Source organism: Cognatitamlana onchidii, assembly GCF_004804355.1.
Classification (GTDB): domain Bacteria; phylum Bacteroidota; class Bacteroidia; order Flavobacteriales; family Flavobacteriaceae; genus Cognatitamlana; species Cognatitamlana onchidii.
Map to the genome: position 1 here is coordinate 513,413 of NZ_SRWZ01000002.1, position 21,382 is coordinate 534,794.

At 35.6% G+C, this 21,382-nt stretch carries 21 protein-coding genes; 9 read left to right on the forward strand and 12 right to left on the reverse strand.

Annotated elements, in window-relative coordinates; translation table 11 throughout:
- The first annotated feature begins 128 nt into the window (after nt 1-128).
- Both katG and E5D58_RS05760 read left to right on the forward strand, forming a co-directional pair.
- Nucleotides 129-2,321, forward strand: a complete 2,193-nt coding sequence (katG, locus tag E5D58_RS05755) for a catalase/peroxidase HPI (protein WP_136480885.1) — start codon at nt 129-131, stop codon at nt 2,319-2,321.
- Between the two features lie 71 nt (nt 2,322-2,392).
- Complete coding sequence (locus E5D58_RS05760) at nt 2,393-2,863, forward strand: ankyrin repeat domain-containing protein (protein ID WP_136480886.1); 471 nt, start codon at nt 2,393-2,395, stop codon at nt 2,861-2,863.
- A 172-nt stretch (nt 2,864-3,035) separates the two neighbouring features.
- Here the strand turns inward: E5D58_RS05760 and E5D58_RS05765 are convergent, their stop codons facing one another.
- From E5D58_RS05765 to nhaC, 5 genes are all read right to left on the reverse strand, one after another.
- Nucleotides 3,036-3,293, reverse strand: coding sequence for a DUF6952 family protein (locus E5D58_RS05765; RefSeq protein ID WP_136480887.1), 258 nt, complete (start codon nt 3,291-3,293; stop codon nt 3,036-3,038).
- The gene (locus tag E5D58_RS05770; protein WP_136480991.1) at nt 3,274-3,588 is read right to left on the reverse strand and encodes a thioredoxin family protein; all 315 of its coding nucleotides are present in this window, start codon (nt 3,586-3,588) and stop codon (nt 3,274-3,276) included. Before E5D58_RS05770 ends, E5D58_RS05765 begins: the two co-directional genes overlap by 20 nt.
- A gap of 78 nt (nt 3,589-3,666) precedes the next feature.
- Complete coding sequence (locus E5D58_RS05775) at nt 3,667-4,311, reverse strand: peroxiredoxin (protein WP_136480888.1); 645 nt, start codon at nt 4,309-4,311, stop codon at nt 3,667-3,669.
- Between the two features lie 136 nt (nt 4,312-4,447).
- On the reverse strand, nt 4,448-5,047 hold the full coding sequence (locus tag E5D58_RS05780) for a potassium channel family protein (RefSeq protein ID WP_168796637.1): 600 nt from the start codon (nt 5,045-5,047) through the stop codon (nt 4,448-4,450).
- Between the two features lie 35 nt (nt 5,048-5,082).
- Nucleotides 5,083-6,567 (reverse strand): Na+/H+ antiporter NhaC, encoded by a 1,485-nt coding sequence (nhaC, locus tag E5D58_RS05785; RefSeq protein ID WP_136480890.1) that lies wholly within the window; start codon nt 6,565-6,567, stop codon nt 5,083-5,085.
- Between the two features lie 94 nt (nt 6,568-6,661).
- Here nhaC and E5D58_RS05790 point away from each other — a divergent pair, with 94 nt between their 5' ends.
- Nucleotides 6,662-7,684 carry a metal-dependent hydrolase gene (locus E5D58_RS05790; protein ID WP_136480891.1) on the forward strand — a complete coding sequence of 341 codons (1,023 nt, stop codon included), beginning with the start codon at nt 6,662-6,664 and terminating at the stop codon, nt 7,682-7,684.
- Here the strand turns inward: E5D58_RS05790 and E5D58_RS05795 are convergent.
- On the reverse strand, nt 7,671-8,900 hold the full coding sequence (locus tag E5D58_RS05795) for an aminotransferase class I/II-fold pyridoxal phosphate-dependent enzyme (RefSeq protein WP_136480892.1): 1,230 nt from the start codon (nt 8,898-8,900) through the stop codon (nt 7,671-7,673). The genes E5D58_RS05790 and E5D58_RS05795 overlap by 14 nt on opposite strands.
- 160 nt (nt 8,901-9,060) lie before the next feature.
- Between E5D58_RS05795 and E5D58_RS05800 the strand changes: the two genes are divergently transcribed.
- The 5 genes from E5D58_RS05800 (at nt 9,061) to E5D58_RS05820 (ending at nt 12,222) form a co-directional block, all read left to right on the forward strand.
- Nucleotides 9,061-9,519: an Lrp/AsnC family transcriptional regulator gene (locus tag E5D58_RS05800; RefSeq protein ID WP_136480893.1), complete on the forward strand. Its 459-nt coding sequence runs from the start codon at nt 9,061-9,063 to the stop codon at nt 9,517-9,519.
- A gap of 1 nt (nt 9,520) precedes the next feature.
- Nucleotides 9,521-10,147 carry a CPBP family intramembrane glutamic endopeptidase gene (locus E5D58_RS05805; RefSeq protein WP_136480894.1) on the forward strand — a complete coding sequence of 209 codons (627 nt, stop codon included), beginning with the start codon at nt 9,521-9,523 and terminating at the stop codon, nt 10,145-10,147.
- A 68-nt stretch (nt 10,148-10,215) separates the two neighbouring features.
- Entirely contained in the window at nt 10,216-10,722 is a 507-nt protein-coding gene (locus E5D58_RS05810; protein ID WP_136480895.1) for a hypothetical protein, read from the forward strand.
- Nucleotides 10,723-10,741: 19 nt separating this feature from the next.
- A complete protein-coding gene (locus E5D58_RS05815) occupies nt 10,742-11,446 on the forward strand; it encodes a hypothetical protein (RefSeq protein WP_235835851.1) in 705 nt (234 codons plus the stop codon).
- Complete coding sequence (locus tag E5D58_RS05820; protein ID WP_136480896.1) at nt 11,422-12,222, forward strand: sensor histidine kinase; 801 nt, start codon at nt 11,422-11,424, stop codon at nt 12,220-12,222. The genes E5D58_RS05815 and E5D58_RS05820 overlap by 25 nt, the downstream gene beginning before the upstream one ends.
- Before the next feature lie 2 nt (nt 12,223-12,224).
- Here the strand turns inward: E5D58_RS05820 and E5D58_RS05825 are convergent, their stop codons facing one another.
- The 6 genes from E5D58_RS05825 to E5D58_RS05850 form a co-directional block, all read right to left on the reverse strand.
- On the reverse strand, nt 12,225-13,604 hold the full coding sequence (locus E5D58_RS05825; RefSeq protein WP_136480897.1) for an aldehyde dehydrogenase: 1,380 nt from the start codon (nt 13,602-13,604) through the stop codon (nt 12,225-12,227).
- A 34-nt stretch (nt 13,605-13,638) separates the two neighbouring features.
- Nucleotides 13,639-14,337, reverse strand: coding sequence for an RluA family pseudouridine synthase (locus tag E5D58_RS05830; RefSeq protein WP_136480898.1), 699 nt, complete (start codon nt 14,335-14,337; stop codon nt 13,639-13,641).
- A 26-nt stretch (nt 14,338-14,363) separates the two neighbouring features.
- Nucleotides 14,364-15,182, reverse strand: a complete 819-nt coding sequence (panB, locus tag E5D58_RS05835; protein WP_136480899.1) for a 3-methyl-2-oxobutanoate hydroxymethyltransferase — start codon at nt 15,180-15,182, stop codon at nt 14,364-14,366.
- A gap of 198 nt (nt 15,183-15,380) precedes the next feature.
- On the reverse strand, nt 15,381-16,481 hold the full coding sequence (locus tag E5D58_RS05840; protein ID WP_136480900.1) for an NAD(P)H-dependent flavin oxidoreductase: 1,101 nt from the start codon (nt 16,479-16,481) through the stop codon (nt 15,381-15,383).
- 55 nt (nt 16,482-16,536) lie between these two features.
- Entirely contained in the window at nt 16,537-17,475 is a 939-nt protein-coding gene (locus E5D58_RS05845; RefSeq protein ID WP_136480901.1) for an NAD-dependent epimerase/dehydratase family protein, read from the reverse strand.
- Between the two features lie 194 nt (nt 17,476-17,669).
- Nucleotides 17,670-19,091, reverse strand: coding sequence for an L-serine ammonia-lyase (locus tag E5D58_RS05850; RefSeq protein ID WP_136480902.1), 1,422 nt, complete (start codon nt 19,089-19,091; stop codon nt 17,670-17,672).
- A gap of 322 nt (nt 19,092-19,413) precedes the next feature.
- On the opposite strand from E5D58_RS05850, the gene dnaK reads away from it, so the two are divergent.
- The gene (gene dnaK / locus E5D58_RS05855; RefSeq protein ID WP_136480903.1) at nt 19,414-21,327 is read left to right on the forward strand and encodes a molecular chaperone DnaK; all 1,914 of its coding nucleotides are present in this window, start codon (nt 19,414-19,416) and stop codon (nt 21,325-21,327) included.
- Nucleotides 21,328-21,382: the final 55 nt, after the last annotated feature.

The window sequence follows — 21,382 nt, forward strand, 5'->3', positions numbered from 1 at the left end:
TTTTTGACCAATAATAAGTTTTTTCAATGAAAATATAATATATAAAGATATGTTGGTTGTATTTTGAATCTATACAATCCTTAACTTTATGGGAACTAGAGGAAGGATATTAATTAAAATAAAAGACTATGCACAACTCAAACAGCAACGACATTAGCAAGTGCCCATTTATGAGTGGTACTCAGAAAGAAACAGCAGGAGGAGGAACCAAGAACAGAGACTGGTGGCCCAATGAACTTAAACTTAATATATTAAGACAGCATGATAAAAAGTCGAACCCCATGGTTGAAGATTTTGATTATGCTCGGGCGTTTAATAGTATAGATTACTACAAGCTTAAACAAGAAGTTATAGATTTAATGACCGATTCTCAAGATTGGTGGCCTGCAGATTATGGGCACTACGGACCACTTATGATACGTATGGCTTGGCATAGTGCGGGCACCTATCGGGTGGGAGATGGTCGAGGAGGAGCAAATACTGGTAATCAGCGTTTTGCACCACTTAACAGTTGGCCTGACAACGGAAACCTAGACAAGGCACGTTTACTGCTGTGGCCTGTTAAAAAGAAGTATGGCGCAAAACTATCATGGGCAGATTTAATGATACTTGCTGGAAATTGTGCTCTGGAATCAATGGGTTTTAAAACCTTTGGTTTTGCTGGAGGGCGTGTAGATGTTTGGGAGCCTGAACAAGATGTTTACTGGGGGTCTGAAACAGAATGGTTAGGAAATAGGGAAAGGTTTGAAGAGGAAAAATTAGAAGGTCATTTAGGCGCGGCGCACATGGGGCTTATCTATGTAAACCCTGAAGGACCTAATGGATCTTCGAATCCGCTTGGTTCAGCGCAATTAATGCGCGAGACTTTTGGTAGAATGGCTATGAACGATGAAGAGACTGTAGCGCTAACGGCTGGTGGTCATACTTTTGGGAAAGCCCATGGTGCGGCTAATCCCGACAAGTATGTTGGCGCTGAACCTCAAGGAGCTCCCATTGAAAATATGAGTACAGGTTGGAAGAATAGTTATGGTTCTGGCGTGTTGGATGATGCTATAACTAGTGGCTTAGAGGGAGCCTGGACGCCAAACCCTATAACATGGGACCATGATTACTTTGACGTGTTATTGAATTATGATTGGGAATTAACAACGAGTCCAGCCGGTGCGAGTCAATGGACACCAACCAAAGCTTCCCAGGCTAGAATGGCTCCAGCCGCGGGTGATGCCTCAAAAAAACAGGCCTTAATGATGACAGATGCCGACATGGCTTTGAAATTGGATCCTGAATATTTGAAAATTTCAAAACGTTTTTACGAAAATCCGAAAGAATTTGAGGATGCTTTTGCAAGAGCGTGGTATAAATTAACACATCGTGATATGGGACCTGTAGACCGGTATTTAGGACCCGAAGTGCCACAAGAAGAGTTGCTTTGGCAAGATCCAATACCAAAGGTGAATTATACTTTAAGTAGTGATGATTTAGCACAATTAAAGAAGATGGTTTTGGCGTCTGGGTTAAAAATATCAGAACTAGTAACTACCGCTTGGGCATCTGCTTCTACTTATAGAGATTCAGATAAGCGAGGTGGAGCTAATGGTGCAAGAATTCGTTTAGAACCACAGCGAAGTTGGGAGGTGAATAATCCAGAACAGTTAAATAGGGTACTAAACGTTCTTGAAGGGATTCAAAAGGATTTTTCTGGAGACGTATCCATATCAGATTTAATAGTACTTGCTGGAAATGCAGGAATTGAAGAGGCTGCTAGAAATGCTGGGCATGCTATTGAAGTTCCTTTTACTCAAGGTAGAGGAGATGCATCACAAGAGCAAACCGATTTAGAGTCTTTTGGATATTTAGAACCTTTGGCTGATGGCTTTAGAAACTATAAAAAAGAGGGTTTAAAAGTTGCTGCTGAAGACTTATTAGTAGATCGAGCTAATTTGATGTCTTTGTCAATTCCTGAAATGACTGTTTTAGTTGGCGGAATGCGAGTGCTTGGAGCAAATTTTGATAATTCGGATTACGGTGTGTTTACAGAGACACCAGGACATTTAACTAATGACTTCTTTTCAAATGTTTTAGATTTTGCCTTGACTTGGAGTGCTACTTCAAATGATAGTACGCTATTTGAAGGGCGTGATCGAAGAACCGGAGCGGTTAAATTTAAAGGAACTCGTGCCGACTTAATATTTGGTTCGAATACGGAGCTTAGGGCTGTAGCCGAAGTTTATGCCGCGAATGATGGTGAAGAAAAGTTTATTACGGATTTTGTTGCGGCTTGGACTAAAGTTATGAACTTAGATCGATTTGATTTAAAATAAAATAAATGTAAGTACTAAAGGAAATGGGATGGGTTTTAAGCTTATCCCTTTTCTGTTTATAAAATCCTACCATGAACGAAAACGAATTATTTTTTAAAACCATACAAACGGGTAATATTGAAGCCCTGAAAGCTCAATTAAACAGAAATCCAGATTTGGTTAATACTAAAGACGCAAGAGGTTTTACACCGCTTATTTTTGCGTCTTATTTTGATAAAGTTGAAGTTGTTAAAACTTTAGTGGAACATCAAGTAACGATTGATGCTACCGATACCCAAGGTAATACCGCGTTAATAGGTGTTGCCTTTAAAGGGAATACGAGTTTAGCAGATGTACTAATAAAACATGGCGCACATGTTAATGCCAAAAATAATAATGGCGTAACACCTTTGATTTTTGCAACCATGTATAATCAAGTTGGTATGGTCGATTTATTGTTAAAACATAAAGCAGATAAACGCTTAAAAGATAATGAGGGTAAAATAGCTTTAAACTATGCTGAAGAAAAAGGGTTTAAGGGGATTTTAGAGTTGTTGCATTGAGTTATCTATAAACCATTTTCATGGGTTTTTCGTTTACTAGTTGGTTACGTCGTTTTAGTGAGGCATTGCAGATAGGAAAATAGGTGGCTGAATATTTTTGCAAAGTCAATATTTGAGAATAAAAAAACCACTTCAATTGAAGTGGTTTTATAAACTAATTTTTCTTTTTCAATTATGTGTCAATAGAACCAAGAACCCGCTGCATAAAACTATTTAAAGCGTCTTTTTTAGGCGTACCTTCTTTAACCATGTTATTAACCTCAATGGCACCATACATATTCGAAATCAATTCACCTATAACATCTAGTTCTTCATCTTTAAGTGAAGGCACTTCGGTTAAGGCCTCGAGGGTCTCAATAGTTTCAACAACGAAATCCTCGTCATTGTCTTCAATAAATTGAGTTAAATGCTTAATTACTGGTAACTTCATTTACTAAGTCTTTTAAAACATCAAATTTATTAGTCTGCACTTGGTTCACAAATGCCCCATTTTTAAAAGTGGCAAAGGTTGGTAAGTTATCTACGGTAGCCAATTTTCTGCTTTCAGGGAATTTTTCCGCGTCAGCAATAATAAAAGTAACGTCTGCTAACTCAGATGCTAACTTTTTTACTTTTGGTTTCATGATTCTACAATTACCACACCAAGTTGCTGAATACTGTACAACAACCGTCTCATTATCAGAGACTAAACTTTGCAGATTATCTTCACTCAATTCTTTTAACATGACATTTTTTTTAGTTGAATCATTCCAAGTTCTAATCATGACATTACATTAGAACTTCGAACTTATCTATTGAAGTTTTTAGTTTACGTGAGCAGCTAAATATTCGGCAGTAGCTTTTGCGTTTGCGTTCATAGCTTCTTTACCATCTTCCCAGTTTGCAGGACAAACTTCTCCTTTCTCTTGTACATGTGTAAGGGCGTCAACAATACGCAAATATTCTCCAACATTTCTTCCTAAAGGCATATTGTTTACACTTTCGTGTTGAATCACACCTTCTTCATCAATAATGTAAGTAGCTCTGTAAGTAACATTGTCTCCTTCTACCTGAACAGTACCTGTTTCTTCGTCGTAAGTTTCATTGGTAATATCTAAAATACCTAAAACACTAGATAAGTTTCTGTTGCTATCAGCTAAAAGCGGATACGTTACGCCTTCAATACCTCCGTTGTTTTTTTCAGTGTTTAACCAAGCAAAATGAACTTCTGGTGTGTCGCAAGACGCTCCTATTATAATGGTATTGCGTTTTTCAAATTCTGGTAAAGCTGCTTGAAAAGCATGTAATTCAGTTGGGCAAACAAACGTAAAATCTTTTGGGTACCAAAAAAGAAGCACTTTCTTTTTGCTATTTATTGCTTCTTCAAGAACGTTTACTTTAAAAGTATCGCCCATTTCGTTCATGGCGTCTACGTTTAAATCTGGAAATTTTTTTCCTACTAATGACATCTGAAATATGTTTTAATTATTATTGATTTTAAGTCGCAAATTTAATATTAACACAGGCTTTTAGAAGTAAATAAAATTTTAATTTCTTATTTAAACATAGATTTTGTTTATCTCAAGCGAAGACACCCTGAGTATACTATTTGCTGGAGTATTTTCCAACCAAAATTGCAACGATTACAGCAACATAAAACTGCCCGGTTACGGCTATTAGCATTGCTAAAGATTGTGTAATAGGGAGTTGAGGTGTTATATCGCCATATCCAATGGTGGTTAATGTAATCATGGTATAATAAACTAATTCCATGTTACTTTCTGCAGAGGCATTATAGGCCCCAGCTAAATATTGATTACAAAACCCAACTAGACTATAAAACATAAGACCTAAAAGTAAATACCCGTTTCCTGCATCTATAAGGGTGTATATATTAACATCTTTTGTTTTCATTAGGGTTTTTATGAGATGTCCTACGATATAAATTAAAAAGAGATTAGAAGTAATTTCTGCGAGATAATTTAGATATATAAAATCTGTTGCTCTGGTAGATAACTCAATTAAAACAGTTGCGATGCCTATTACGGTTACTTTTATGCTTATGGAGTATCCCGCTAAAATTATAATAAACGATAATAGTATAACGGAAATGAATTTATTATTATACTCAAATACAGGTAGTAAAAAAATGAAAATTAATGATAGCACAAGCAAAAGCACAGAAGCTACGGGCTTATTATTCATTATGTTTAAAATCCACCTAGTCATTTTCAATACATTTATTTAGATACAATTTGCTTAATTTTAATTCTAAAAGCTGCAAAAAGTAGGGTTGTAAAAGGACTTAACCAGTTGAAAATAGCAAAAAAGAAATAGTCTGCTACAGGCACTCCAAGCACTCCAGATTGATAAGCACCACAAGTATTCCATGGAATTAAGACAGATGTAACGGTACCAGAATCTTCTAGAGTTCTACTTAGGTTTTCTGGTGCTAGCCCTTTGTCTTCAAAAGCCTTTTTAAACATTTTTCCAGGAACTACTAGCGCTAAATATTGATCAGAAGCTGTCACATTTAGGGCTAAGCAACTAGCTACGGTACTTGCAAATAGGCCAAAGGTAGTAGAAGCTAAGCTAAGAAGTGCTTGGCTTATTCTAGATAAGGCACCTATGGCATCCATAACCCCACCAAAAACCATGGCACAAATAATTAACCAAATAGTGCCTAACATACCAGACATGCCACCCGATGAAAACAAATCATTAAGTTCTTTACTAGAGGTCTCAACAGCACTATCTACGGTAATTGCTTTCATTACCCCCTTATATGCAGATTGAAATGTTAAGTTATCGGCTCCTGAGATATTAATAACGATATTAGGTTGCGCTATAATTGCCGCAATACCACCTAACAAGGTTCCAATTAGCAAAGCAATAAGTGGCGGTGTCTTTTTAATAATCATGAAAATTACCGCCATAGGAACTAAAAAGAGCCACGGTGAAATATTAAAAGCATTATCTATGGCTATTAGTTTACCAGAAATATTGGGTATTCCAGTAGTGTCTATATTCAATCCAATTATTATAAATACCACCAGAGTTACAACAATAGTAGGAACTGTGGTTAACGACATATATTTTATATGAGAAAACAGTTCGCCCCCAGCCATAGCTGGTGCTAAGTTAGTGGTATCGCTAAGAGGTGACATTTTATCTCCAAAATAAGCACCAGACAAAACAGCCCCCGCTGTCATACCAAGAGAAATCCCTAAGGTTTCCCCAATGCCAATCAAGGCTATACCCACTGTTGCCGAGGTGGTCCATGAACTTCCAGTTGCAATGGATATAATGGCACAAATAACTACCGAGGCGGCTAAAAATATAGTAGGATTAAGCAATTGTAATCCATAATAAATCATGGAAGGAATAATTCCACTAATTAACCAGGTGCCAGCTAAAGCACCAACCATAAGCAATATAAGAATGGCACCACTTGTAGATTTAACGTTTTCGGCAACTTCATCTAACATTTGTTTATAACTAACGTTGTTGTAAAAACCAACAACCGCTGCAACCGCCGCGCCAAGAATAAGTATAAACTGATTGCTACCGCTAAGGGCGTCATCTCCAAAGACAAAAAAAACATTGTAGAAAAGCATCCCTACCAAAACGAAAACGGGAATTAACGCTTCCCAAATATTAAGCGCTTTATTCTCAATAATAGTATCGTCTTGTGGTTGATGAGGCTTAATATCTTTGCTTTGCATATTCAAGGTTGAATTTATACGTAATGTTACAATTTTCGGGTCATCTATGCAAATAGAAATAGTTCATTACTTTTGCGAGTCAACAAAGAAATTTATGGACTCATTAACACAAATTGTATTAGGAGCAGCCTGTGGAGAAGCGGTTCTAGGAAGAAAAATAGGAAATAGGGCACTTTTGTTTGGGGCTATTGGTGGAACCATTCCAGATTTAGATGTTTACGTGGGAAGTCTAATTTATGGAAATGAAATTGATGCGATGCTGTTTCATAGAGGGTTTATGCACTCTATTTTGTTTTCGGTACTGGCAGCCTTTATTTTAGGATGGGTTGTACATAAGTTATATGATTCTGGAAAACGCAAAGGCACGACTTCGGTAAGAAACTGGATAAGTCTGTTTTTTTGGTCTTTATTCACACACCCCATCCTTGATTGTTTTACTCCTTATGGTACCCAATTATTTGCGCCATTTACCAATTATAGAGTGGCTTTTAACAATATTGCTGTTGTAGATCCTTTATATACCTTGCCATTTTTAGTCTGTATTATGGTGCTAATGTTTTTTAAAAGAACCTCTTTAAAAAGAAGGCTATGGTTGAAGTTAGGTATTAGCATCAGTTCAGTTTATATGCTGATGACTGTTTGTAATAAACTATATGTTGACTCTATTTTTAGAAAATCTTTAAAAGAAAGTGAAATTGAGTATACTCGATTTAGCAGTCAGCCTGCTATTTTTAATAATATCTTATGGTATGGTATAGCCGAAACATCTTCTACATATTTTGTTTCTGATTATTCCTTATTCGATACCAAAAACAGGTTTTTGAATTTTAGAAGCATACCTAAACAAAGAGACTTAAAACCAGAAACTAGTAAGGATGTTTTAAATCTATCATGGTTTAGCAACCAATATTATAGCATTTATAAACTTGATGATGGTACCTACAAATACAATGATTTACGCTATCCTTTAATCGATCTAGACAACCCAAAATCATCTGTATTTAGTTTAAAGTTATATAAGGACAAAAACAGGTTTAACATGAAACCTTTCGAGCCAGAGTTCGATAGTATGAGTAATGTTTTAATGGCTATGTGGAAGCGTATTAAAGGTATTTAATGAAAGCATCCTTGGGTGATACTATGTCAAGTTGCTGCATACAATTTCTCATAACTTTGTACGTACGTTCAATATCTGCATCTAAACCAATAGAAAACCGTATTAAGCCATCTGTAAGCCCCATTTTTGCTTGCTCCTCTTCTGGGATTTCCGAAGAGGTAGAACTACCAGGCGCACTAAACAACGTTTTATAGAACCCCAAACTAACAGCCAAATATCCTAAGTTTTCGCCCTGCATCATTTCCATGAGCTCATTTGCTTTTTCTAGCGATCCTACATCAATAGTGAGCATCCCTCCGAAACCATAAGCGTCGTGCATCATACTTTTAAACAAATTATGGGAGGGGTGCGACTCAAGTCCCGGGTAAACGGTTTTTAATCCATCAGCCTCAAATTTTTGAGCTAAATACAAAGCATTTTTGCTGTGCTGTTGTATTCTTATATGCAGGGTTCGTAGATTTTTTAAAACGGAAGCAGCTCTTAGGCTATCCAATGTAGAACCTAGAAGCATGGACGCGCCATCATTTACATTTCTTAGCGCGTTAATAAATTCTTGAGAGCCGCAAATCACACCACCAACCGTATCGCTCGATCCATTTATGAATTTGGTTAAGCTATGGATAACCACATCGGCCCCTAAAAGTGCAGGCGCAATAGACAGTGGAGAAAAGGTGTTGTCAACTACCAGTTTAAGATTATACTTTTTAGCAATCCTAGAGAGTCGAGTTATATCGGCCACTTCAAGCAATGGGTTGCTAACAGATTCGCAATAAATAACTTTGGTGTTTTCATTAATTAAGGTTTCTATCAGATCGAGCCTATTTATATCAACAAAACTTGTAGTGATATTAAATTTTGGAGCAAAATTTTTTAAAAAAGCGTAGGTGCCACCGTATATGGTTCTGCTAGAGATAATATGACTACCGGCATGACATAATTGCATTAAAGTGGCTGTAATAGCTCCCATTCCAGATGCAGAGACATTAGCTGTTTCTGTTCCTTCCAACGCGGCCAAGGCTTCGCCTAAATATAAATTGGAGGGAGAAGAGTGCCTGGAGTACAAATAGCACCCATCGGCATTTCCTTCAAAGGTATCAAACATGGTTTTTGCCGATAAGAATGTATACGTAGAAGAATCAGAAATGGACGGGTTAACACCGCCAAATTCACCAAAATATTGTAAATCTTGAATATTATTTGCTGGTTTAAAGGCCATGATTATAATTTTATTAATGCTAAGTAAAATTATGATATTTTAGAATTATTATCAATTTTTATTTACTTTTATAGAAAATAAAACTATATATTATGGTAATTGTTGTTTTTATTTTGTGAATCTTTCAATTTAACCTTTTAATTTAGAAAAACCTTCTGTTATGATTTTCGATAGTATAGATAAGCGCCTCCTGGAATATTTACAGCAAGACAGTAAGCAAACCCATAAAGAATTATCAAACAAGCTAGGACTTTCTGTAACAGCTGTTTACGAACGTATAAAGAAACTGGAAAAAGAAGGGTTTATTGATGGCTATACAGCCGTTTTAAATAAAGCACGTATTGATAGAAATTTTGTAGTATTTTGTCATGTTAAGTTAATTCAGCACAGCCAAGATTTTGTAATACGTTTTGAGCGTGAGGTGAAAAAATTAAATGAAGTATTGGAGTGCTATCATTTGAGTGGTGATTATGACTATTTATTAAAGGTAATTGTCAAGGATATGACAGAATTTAGAAGTTTTATGGTTGACAAATTAACTACGATTAATCATATTGGGAGTACGCACAGTATGTTTGTTATTAATGAGGTAAAGCAAACTTCAGTTATTAATTTCTAGTATGAGAACACCCCTGTATAAATACATCGAGTTATTCATATTGTTTGTCTTTACTCCCATTAGTTTTCTTTTTGATTATGCGCCTTGGGTTAAAATACTCCTAGGTCTTAGTGGCTTTCTTTATGTTTTGTTTGTTTTAATTAAAGTTGAAAAACAAAAAATAAAAATATCAAAAAACATAAATTGGATGTTATTTTTAAAAACGACGTTGTTTAAACTTTTAGTCATTGCGACGCTTACAACTCTATTTGTTTGGTTGACCAATAAAGCGTTTTTGTTTCATGTGTTATTAAATAAACCCCAGCTTTGGGTCGTTATTTTAATTATTTACTCGTTGTTTTCAGTTTATCCGCAGGAGTTAATATTTAGAACTTTTTTCTTTAAGCGTTATGAAGCCTTATTTAATACCTCTGCTGTTTTAATTGTTGTAAATGCTTTTTTATTTGCATTGGCTCATATGCTGTTTAAGAATACATTAGTTTTAGTTATTACATTTTTAGGAGGGTTCCTATTTGCTTTTTCTTATAATAAAATACGATCAACTCTTTTAGTTTCAATTGAGCATGCCGTTTACGGCTCATGGTTGTTTACCGTGGGTATGGGGAGTATATTGGGATTTCCTTCTTGATTTCATATAAAGTCTTGCAATAAAAAACTTTCACTATTTTAGAAGTCTATTAATCAAACTTATTAATCATGAAAAAATTAATCTACGTTGTTTTGGGCTTTATTGTTGGAGCTGTATTAACCTATTATTTTTGTCCACGTCCTGACGACTCAGGGGTTACAGAAATATCAGAAAATAAAATGATCAAACCGAAGGGTGTGATAACTGTTACTGAAGCAAAAGAACTAAGTGAAAATTGGACAAAATTCAGAAAGCCTGCCGTTGATTCTGCTGCTGCAAGACAGGGTAGGAAAATAGATAAACGCTCTGTGGGCTGGTCTGTAGCCGATGTTAGAAATTACTTAGATTGGGCAGAAGTTGAATCTGAAAAACAAGGTTATAGCATGGACAGTATTCGTGTCTATTTAGGAGTTTATGGTGATAAACAAGGCAAGGAAAATGAAGGTTTTACTACCATGTTTATTGCTCCAATTGGATCTAAGTTAAATGCGGAGGCAGGATTTTCTTCTTCTAGTTTTATTCAAAGTGGTACTGGACCGTTGAATGAAGGTGGAGGTGGGCAAGAACCATATTAAGTACTTTTGATGCTAATCTATGAATGATTTTTTATTAGAGTATTATAATTTAATTACTTACTGTTTTGAATTTTTAGCTGCTGCTACAGGAATTATACTTTATAAAAAGTATAAACATACAGCTGCTAAATTTTTTGTAATATTTTTAATAATGGTTTTTGCTTGTGATTTAGCAAATATGTATATTTTTTTGGTCAAAGATAATGGGATTTTAAGTTTTTTAGAAGATACTGTATTAAGAAGAAATTTTTGGTGGACTACGCTTTATTGGAAAATAGGAGCAATTATCTTCGTTGTATTTTATTATAATAAAGTACTTAAAAGACCTCTTTTTATAAAGATTATTAAGATTTCTGGGTATAGTTTTGTTTTATATTCGGTATTACTCGTACTAATCAATTTGGATGAATATTTTGTCAAATTCTTTCCTTCTATAAGTGTTTTTGGGGCAGTTATAATTTTTATGTGCACGGTGTTTTATTTTATTGAGACTCTTATTAGTGATAAGATATTAACCTTTTACAAATCATTAAATTTTTATATTAGTGCAGCTATATTTATATGGTGGTTAATCATTACACCCTTAGTTTTTTACGATATTTATAATTCTCATAGAGATTGGAATTTCATTTTCTTAAAATGGCAAATTTATTTATTTGCAAATATACTTATGTATTCAACTTTTACCTTTGCTTTAATATGGTGCAGACCGGAGAACGACTAGCAAGTACAGCAGCAGAACGATATCTATTAGTATACATGATAGCTGTCTTGGTTATTGTAACCACGCTAGTTATTATGTTTTTTATCATGTTTTTAAAACGAAAAAACAAACTACTTCAAGAGAAAATGCAGCAGCAGCAGGTTTTTGAATCGGAAATAGCAAAGGCGCAGACAGAAAGCCAAGAGCAAACGTTAAAAAATATTGGGTGGGAACTACATGATAATATTGGACAGTTGTTATCTTTTGCCAATATGCAGTTAAGTATTTTAAAGATGAGTGTTGATAATGATATAAAAGAAAAGTTAAAAGACACATCGAATGCTTTAAAGGAGAGTTTAGCAGAGGTAAGGGCGCTGTCAAAATCTTTAAATAATGAGGTTGTACTTAATTTAGGCTTCGAGAAATCTATTACTAATGAGTTAAATAGATTAAAGAAAATGAAGTTTGATTCAGCTGAACTTGAAACCTTTGGAAACAGAGTGCCTTTTCAAAACAGAAAGCATGAAATTATAGTATTCAGAATTGTTCAAGAGTTTTTGTCGAATTCTGTAAAATATTCGGAAGCAAAAAATATCAATGTTGCTTTAAAATATACAAACGAAGCTCTTATTATTACAGCCAAAGACGATGGCAAGGGGTTCGAAATTGATCACGTTGAAAAAGGGTCTGGTTTAATAAATATGAGGAGCAGAGCCGTATTAATTGGGGCGCAATTAGAATTAACTTCTAGAGTAAATCAGGGCGTTACCTTAACACTGGTTTACCCACTCATATAGTATTATCCAAGCCATTTAAAGATTTTTTTTAAATGGTTTAGTTTTCCAGCGTATGGTGCATATCTTACAGAAGGATCGGTAGATATGCCTCGTTTAATTATAGATTTATCATGCGAAAATGTATCAAAACCATATTTACCATGGTATTTTCCCATACCACTATGTCCTACACCACCAAATGGTAAACGTTGATTGCCAAAATGAATAAGTAAATCATTAATTACACCTCCTCCAAAACTAAACTTTGAAAGTATGCTTTCTACAAAAACTTGGTTGGTAGAAAATACATAAAGCGCCAATGGGGTATCTAGGCTCCAGATAATTTTTTCTATATCTTGTTCATTGTCGAAAGCTATTATTGGTAATATAGGGCCAAAGATTTCTTCTCTCATTAGGGGGTGATGTAAAGGGGGATTATCAATAAGAGTAGGTGATATATAGGTCTCTTCTAAATTTATATCACCTCCAAAAGGAACATTTAAACCACTAATTAAATTAGAAAGCCTTTGTGTGTTTTTTTTATCGATAATTCTTGGGAAATCTGGTGATTGTATTGGTGTACTTGTATAGCGTTTAACAATTTCTGCTTTTAAAGCTTCTATAAGATGCTTTTTAATATTAGATTTAACTAAAACATAGTCTGGTGCAATACAGGTTTGCCCTCCATTTAAAAATTTACCCCAAACAAGCCTACGAGCAATTAGTTTTAGATTAACCGATTCGTCAATAATACAGGGCGATTTACCACCAAGCTCGAGTACAACTGGAGTTAATGTGGAAGCGGCAGCTTGAGCAACCCGCTTTCCCACTTTAGTGCTTCCAGTAAAAAATATAAAATCCCACTTTTTATTTAATAATTGTTTAGCTACTTCGGCATCACCTTCTATACATATCGCTACAGCCTCCGGAAACACGTTGCTAATAATTTGGGTAACTAATCTCGAGGTATTTGGAGTTAATTCACTTGGTTTTAAAACTATGGTATTACCTGCAGCAAACGACATAATTAATGGCTCCATTGCCAATAAAAAGGGATAATTCCAAGGCGCTATTATTAGCGTATTTCCGTATGGTGATTTATATATGTAGTCTTTTGAAGGAAAGGTTAATAACGATGATTTTACTCGTTTTGGTTTAGTCCATTTTTTTAGATTTTTAATCACTAAGTTTAACTCAGACAGCACTAAGCCCAGTTCACTTAAATAAGATTCAAACTCAGATTTTTTAAAATCTTTATTTAAAGCATCAAAAATAGCTTGCTCATTAGATTCAATTTCAGTTTTAAGCGACTTAAGTAACTGCAATCTAAATGCAACATCTTTGGTTTGCTGAGACTTAAAAAAGGCTCGCTGCTTGTTAATAATGTTAGTAATAGAATCCAAAGTATGATAATTTTATTAAAGATATTTAAAATTATTACAAGCAAGCGTTCCAAATAGAATCGCTGGGTAGCGCCGCGTTTATTGAAATTTTTTCCTTTTTTACCGGGTGAATAAATTCTATATGTCTAGCATGCAGGCTAATGCTTGCATCTTTATTACTTCGTTCAAAACCATATTTTAAATCACCCTTAATTGGGCATCCAATAGAAGCTAATTGACTACGAATTTGATGATGCCTGCCTGTTTCTAGATGTACTTCAAGTAAATAATAGTTGTCTAGCGTTTTAAGAAGCTTATAATGCAGAATCGCTTTTTTACTTTCTGGAACTTCTTTACTATGGGCTTTAGATTTGTTATGCTTTGGGTTTTTCTTTAACCAGTGTACTAAGGTGTCTTGGTTTTTGGGTGGTTTAACTTTTACCAGTGCCCAATATGTTTTGTGAATATCTTTGGATAAGAATAGTTTATTAAGTCTTGGCAGGACTTTGCTAGTTTTAGCGAAAATAACAAGCCCTGTGGTAGGTCTATCTAATCGATGCACAGTCCCTAGAAAAACGTTACCAGGTTTATTATATTTTTTTTTAAGAAACTCTTTAACTACGTCGCTTAGAGGCTTGTCCCCAGTTTTATCGCCTTGAACTATATCGCCGGCACGCTTATTTACAATAATAATGTGATTATCCTCATAAAGAATACTTAAGTTATTCTTGTTGGAACGTATTTTGTTTGACACAGCGTTCTATTATTTAAACCAACAAACTAGTACTTTTCACTCTCATTAGGGAAATCCTGCGTTTTTACATCGTCGACGTATTGAGAGATAGCATCTGTCATATCATCGTATAAGTGGAGATACCTTCTTAAAAATCTGGGGTTAAATTCATGAGTCATTCCAAGCATGTCGTGTAGCACTAAAACCTGACCATCAACATCTGGTCCAGCCCCAATACCAATAATTGGAATACTAACACTCTCAGCTACTTGTTTCGCTAATTTGGCAGGTATTTTTTCTAAAACAATAGCAAAGCATCCAACACGTTCTAAAAACTTGGCGTCCTCAATAAGGCGCTCCGCTTCTTCTTCTTCTTTAGCTCTAACAGTATAAGTTCCAAATTTGTAAATAGATTGTGGTGTAAGTCCTAAATGCCCCATAACTGGTATTCCTGCATTAAGGATACGCTTAATAGATTCTTTTATTTCCTTACCACCTTCAAGTTTTACCGAATGCGCACCACTTTCTTTCATAATTCGAATAGCCGAACGAAGTGCTTCTTTAGGGTCACTTTGGTAGCTTCCAAAAGGTAAATCGACCACAATCAAAGCTCGGTAAATGGCCCTTACAACGGACGAGGCATGATAAATCATTTGATCTAAAGTAATGGGCAAAGTAGTTTCATGCCCTGCCATAACATTACTAGCAGAATCGCCAACAAGAATAACATCAACACCTGCACCGTCAACTATTTTGGCCATGGTATAATCATAGGCCGTAAGCATAGATATTTTCTCACCATTGGCTTTCATATCTACTAAAGTTTTTACGGTTACGCGTTTGTATTCTTTTTTGGCTACAGACATTGGTTCTTTATTTAATTTAGCAAGTAAAAATACTAAATAAAGGCTTATGCTGTTACTATTTTCTTTAATGGAGGGTAGGAGGCTATATATCAGTTAGTTTAGCCCTAAAATTGAACAAGTTGCTTACATATAGTTCTATTTAACCTTTTTTAATCGTGAGTTCGCTAGTTGTCGTAGCAGAAAAAAACAGTTAGTATTTTATCTATTCTCAAACTCCTTACAAAGTCTTTCTAATAATTCGGCAGCACTAGGAATATCATTTATTTTATCTACGCCTTTCCCAGCATACATAATCATTGCTTCTAAATTGCCTGTTGCACCTTCAAAAGGGCCCGCTGTAGAATATCTATAAATGTCTTTGCCATTCTCCTTTTTACCTATTACGTCACCTTCTCCCGGCTTATTTCCTAGTAACGGGCAACCTGCGGCCTCCCAGTTTAGGAATGTGCTATTTCTTAATACTCTGGTCATCGCGTTCCATTTGTCACTAAAACAATTGGTATAGACAGTGCTGTTTTCTTGAGCCTCAACAAGTTTTTGCCTATAAAAATCAGAAATATCACTTTCTATTGTGGCAATTAATCGGGTTCCCATTACGGCTCCAGCGGCACCCATATTGATTACATTTCTAATGTCATGACCTGTAGAGATTCCTCCTGAAACAAGAACAGGTACAGAACCAGCTGTTTCTATTATTTCATGTAATATATCCTTCACATATGAAGTCCCTTGAACATGACCTCCTGCTTCAATACCTTGGCATATCAAAAAATCTGGGCTATGTTCTAATGCTTTTTTTGTGTTTAGCGGGCTTGTTACTTGAATACCTAATGTTCCTTCAGCGTTTCTAATTTTATCCACAATACTTTTTTCTGGAGTACCCCAGGAAAATTGAAAATTTTTACAACCTGCTTCCAAGGCCTTATCAAGTGATTTAGTTCCACGATGCAATACATAATTTGCATAATAATTGCCTTTGGTTTCATTATTTAACCTCTTGATTATTTCGTAAGCATCTTCTGGTTTCTTCCAGGCTAATTGAATACTTCCCATACAACCAGCATTGGCAACAGCAATAGCTAACTTTTCACCACCGGGAGCAGCTTGAAAAAATGGGTATTTTAAATTGAACAGTTTTAATAATCTTTTACTGCTCTCATTTAATTTCCCTATTTCTTTTTTGGTTTCTTTGAGTTGTTCTGATTTGTAAGAAGAAAAAATTGTAGTGGATAATCCTAATCCAGCTAATGAGCTTAGTTTTAAGAAATTCCTTCTTGAAGAATGGTCCTTTTTTTTCATTTTTATTGGTTTTTCTGGGAGTAGGTTTGTTTGACAATAGCTTTAATCTCGTGGTTTAGCTGTTAAACTCAGTTAAAGGAACAATTGCAGGACTAAATTCAATTTCTAAATCCTTTTGTGCTTCATCGTTTTTATAAACTATTCTAGTTTGCCCACTTGGTTTTTCTCCGTTCAGCATGGCAGATATATCTGAAACCTTCCAGCTTTCAGCACTTAGTAAGTAATTTTTACCGTTTAAGCCTTTTTTATTACTTGCACTATAAATACCATTGGCGACATCCTTCACGTCAACAACTGCAAATTCAGCATCTGTGTCGAATAGCATTTGCACAAACGGATTTGGTGCAATCTTATTTTTAAATAAAAACTGTAAACCTGAAGATGTAGAATCCTCTCTGCTTGATAATGATTTTCCCATAACTGCTACAGGAGAAACACTTGTTATCTCAAAATTAGTATTTGGATGTTCCTTTATAAATTTTTCTACGGTTTGGTTAGCAATAAACTTAGCCTGAGCATAAGGGTGGCTTTCTTCACTCATAAAAGGCGTGTCGTTCTCGTCAATGGTGTCATCTAAGTTTTTTCCGTCTGGAAGCATTGGGAAATTGGTGTTATATGCCGCAACAGACGCTACGAAAACGACTTTTTCAATGCTTGGGGTTTCGTTAACGATTTCAAGAAAGTTTTCGGTACCCTTAATAGTAGGATCAAATAGCTCCAATTTAGGGTCTTGCACATCTAACTGAAACGGGGTACCACCATGTACCACGATGTCACAGCCTTTTACGAATTCCCTTAATTGGCTTTTGTTTTCAACTTTTAAAGGAAGAATTTCAAGATTCTCAGCATTGGGCAACGCTTTTAGGTGGTTGTATTTTTCGGTTTTAGAAATATCTGTTGCCGAAACTTTTACCTTATAACCTTCTTCTAAAAATTTTAATGTAGTATGACTTCCTATAAATCCTGAGCCCCCAATAATTCCAACTGTTTTCATATTTTCTGGTTTTTTGATTAGTTATGCCACTATAAAACAAGAGGTAATATAAAGACCATGTGACATAAATAAGGGGAGCGAATCTTCAATATGATTGTTTTTAAAGATAGCTGAAAATTAGTACAAAATCAAGAAATTCACCCAACATTGCAGAAAACAGCTTTACGGATGCTGTATTTGGTAGGAATAATAGATTAACAATCCGTTAAATGAACTCCTACAGCTAAGCCACCTTTACTGGTTTCTTTATACTTAGAGTTCATATCCTTAGCGGTTTCCCACATTGTGGTCACTACCTTGTCTAACGGTACTTTAACATGATGGGCATCTGTATCTAAAGCTAGTTCTGCTGCGTTAATTGCTTTAATGGCTCCCATTGCGTTACGTTCAATACATGGTACTTGAACTAATCCTCCAATGGGGTCGCAGGTTAAGCCAAGATGATGCTCCATAGCAATCTCTGAAGCTATTAAAACTTGTTCAGGGCTTCCACCAAGAAGTTCACATAAGGCGCCTGCAGCCATGGCCGATGATACACCGATTTCTGCTTGACAACCACCCATGGCTGCACTAATAGTTGCACCCTTTTTAAAAATACTTCCTATTTCGCCTGCTACTAGCAGAAATCTTTTAACATCCTCAAAATTACCATCATGGTTTTCTATGACTAAATAATACATGAGTACTGCTGGAATAACGCCAGCACTACCATTTGTTGGTGCCGTAACAACGCGACCTAAATCGGCGTTAACCTCGTTTACAGCAAGGGCAAAACAGCTAACCCATTTTATGATTTGGCGAAATTTAACCTCAGTATTTCTTATGGCTGCAATCCATTCAATCGGGGTAGAATATTCTGCATTTTCAATAAGCTTTTTATGTGTGTCAAAAGCTCTACGGCGAACCTTTAAACCACCAGGTAATTCGCCTTCGGTATGGCAACCAAGATACATGCTCTCAAGCATGACGTTCCAAATTCGTTTTAGTTCATAATCTATAGAACTTTCATTTCTTATAGATTTTTCATTTTCTAAAACAATTTGTGAAACCGATTTATCATATAACTGACAGTAGTTTAAAAGGTCAATTCCTTTTTCAATTGGGTACGGAAAAAGGCATTTAATTTCATAGTTTCTTTTTGAGTTTTTAAGTTCTTTTTTTACTACAAAACCGCCCCCAATGGAGTAGAAGGTTGAAGTTTTGATTTCTTTTTTTAAATGAGCCTGAAAACTAAGTCCGTTGGCATGAAAAGGTAAAAACGTTTTATTGAATACGATATCTAAGCCGTAATTAAAAGGAAGTGGTTTTTCGCCATTTAAAAGTAACGTTTTTGTGGTTTTAACTTCATTAATTAGTTTGGGAATGCTACTGGTTGATAGGGTTTCAGGATCTGTGCCTAATAAACCCAATACAATAGCTTTATCTGTGGCATGACCTTTACCAGTAAGCGATAGTGAGCCATAGAGTTGTATGGTTATGGTATTGACGGCGTCAAAAGATTGATCTGTTTTTAGTTCTTGAATCCAGCGTTGAGCCGCGCGCCAAGGGCCTAATGTGTGCGAACTTGAGGGACCAATTCCAATTTTAAGCATGTCAAAAACAGAGATACTTTCCATAGTTTACGAAAACGTTATAGTTAAACAAATATAAATATTGTTTTTTGGCTTACAAATGGCGTTTAGGTAAAGTTTGTCAGTTATTACCATTGCTTAATAGAGCCTTCTTGGTTGCGCAAAGGATAGTAGTGAAAAGCCCACAGCGAAGTATGAGCGCGGACTTGTAGCGTATAGCCTGACCCGATAGGGATGCGCCATTAGAATAATAAAAAATTGTTACTTACTGAATATGACACTGTGTCATACTTTTGGGGTTGGCATAATGATTGACTTATACAACTAGAATTTAAAAAAGAATATTCAACAATATAAATAAACAGTTATGAGTAAAATTATTGGAATTGATTTAGGAACAACCAACTCTTGCGTTTCTGTAATGGAAGGTAATGAGCCTGTAGTTATTCCTAATGCAGAGGGGAAAAGAACAACACCTTCTGTAATTGCCTTTGTTGAAGGCGGAGAAATTAAAGTTGGTGATCCAGCAAAGCGTCAGGCGGTGACAAACCCAACAAAAACAGTTTATTCTATTAAACGTTTTATGGGTAATAAATATAGTGAGTCTCAAAAAGAAGCAGATCGTGTACCATATAATGTTGTGAAAGGTGATAATGATACACCTAGAGTAGATATTGATGGACGTTTATATACACCACAAGAATTATCTGCAATGATTCTTCAAAAAATGAAGAAGACTGCTGAAGATTATTTAGGAGTCGATGTAAGTAGAGCGGTAATTACTGTACCAGCTTACTTTAACGATAGCCAACGTCAAGCAACTAAAGAAGCAGGTGAAATTGCAGGCTTAAAAGTAGAGCGTATTATTAATGAGCCTACCGCCGCAGCATTAGCTTATGGTTTAGATAAAAAAGGGTCTGACCAAAAAATAGTAGTATTCGATTTTGGTGGTGGTACCCATGATGTATCGATCCTTGAATTAGGAGACGGTGTATTTGAAGTATTGTCTACAGATGGAGATACGCACTTAGGTGGTGATGATGTAGATGAAAAAATTATTAACTGGTTAGCTGAAGAGTTTAAGGCTGAAGAGTCTATGGACTTAAGAGAAGACCCTATGTCTTTACAGCGTTTAAAGGAAGCAGCTGAAAAAGCAAAGATTGAGTTATCATCTTCTGCGCAAACAGAAATTAACTTACCTTATATTACTGCAACAGCGAGCGGACCTAAACACTTGGTGCGCACTTTAACACGCTCTAAATTTGAGCAATTGATCGACGATTTAGTAAAGCGTACGATTGAGCCATGTGAGTCTGCTTTAAAAGCGGCTGGATTAAGTAAGAGTGATATAGACGAAGTTATTTTAGTAGGTGGTTCTACACGTATTCCTGCGGTACAAACAGCAGTTGAGAAATTTTTCGGAAAAGCGCCAAGTAAAGGCGTAAACCCAGACGAAGTAGTATCGTTAGGAGCTGGAATCCAGGGAGGTGTATTAACAGGAGATGTAAAAGACGTTCTTTTATTGGACGTAACGCCGTTATCTCTTGGTATTGAAACGATGGGTAATGTATTTACCAAGTTAATCGAAGCCAATACAACCATTCCTACCAAGAAATCGCAAGTGTTCTCTACAGCAGCCGATAATCAGCCTTCAGTAGAAATTCACGTATTACAAGGTGAACGTGCAATGGCAGCAGATAATAAAACAATTGGACGTTTCCATTTAGATGGTATTCCACCAGCAAGACGTGGTACGCCTCAAATTGAAGTGACATTCGATATTGATGCTAATGGTATCATTAAAGTGTCTGCAGAAGATAAAGCGACTGGTAAGAAACAAGATATCAGAATTGAAGCCTCTTCTGGTTTAACTGAAGAAGAAATCGAGAAAATGAAAGCAGATGCTGAAGCAAACGCGGAAGCAGACAAGGCTGCAGCTGAACAAGCACAGAAATTAAACGAAGCGGATTCTATGATTTTTCAAACTGAAAAATTATTAGAAGAGTCTGGCGATAAATTATCAGCTGATAATAAATCGAAGATAGAAGCTGCTTTAGAAGAATTGAAAAAACAATTTGAAACTAAAGATTTAGCTTTAATTCAACCAGCTTTAGATAACTTGAATGAGATTTGGAAAGCGGCAAGTGAAGAGATTTACAAAGCACAAGCAGCCGAAGCTCAAGCAGGTGGTGCACAGCCAGGGCCAGATGCTGGTGCAGCTGATCAAGCACAGTCTGAAGGAAGTGATGTTGAAGACGTAGATTTCGAAGAAGTAAAGTAATTGAACAATACTTACTTTGCAGGTAATGCATAAATTAAAGTAAAAAACGCAACCA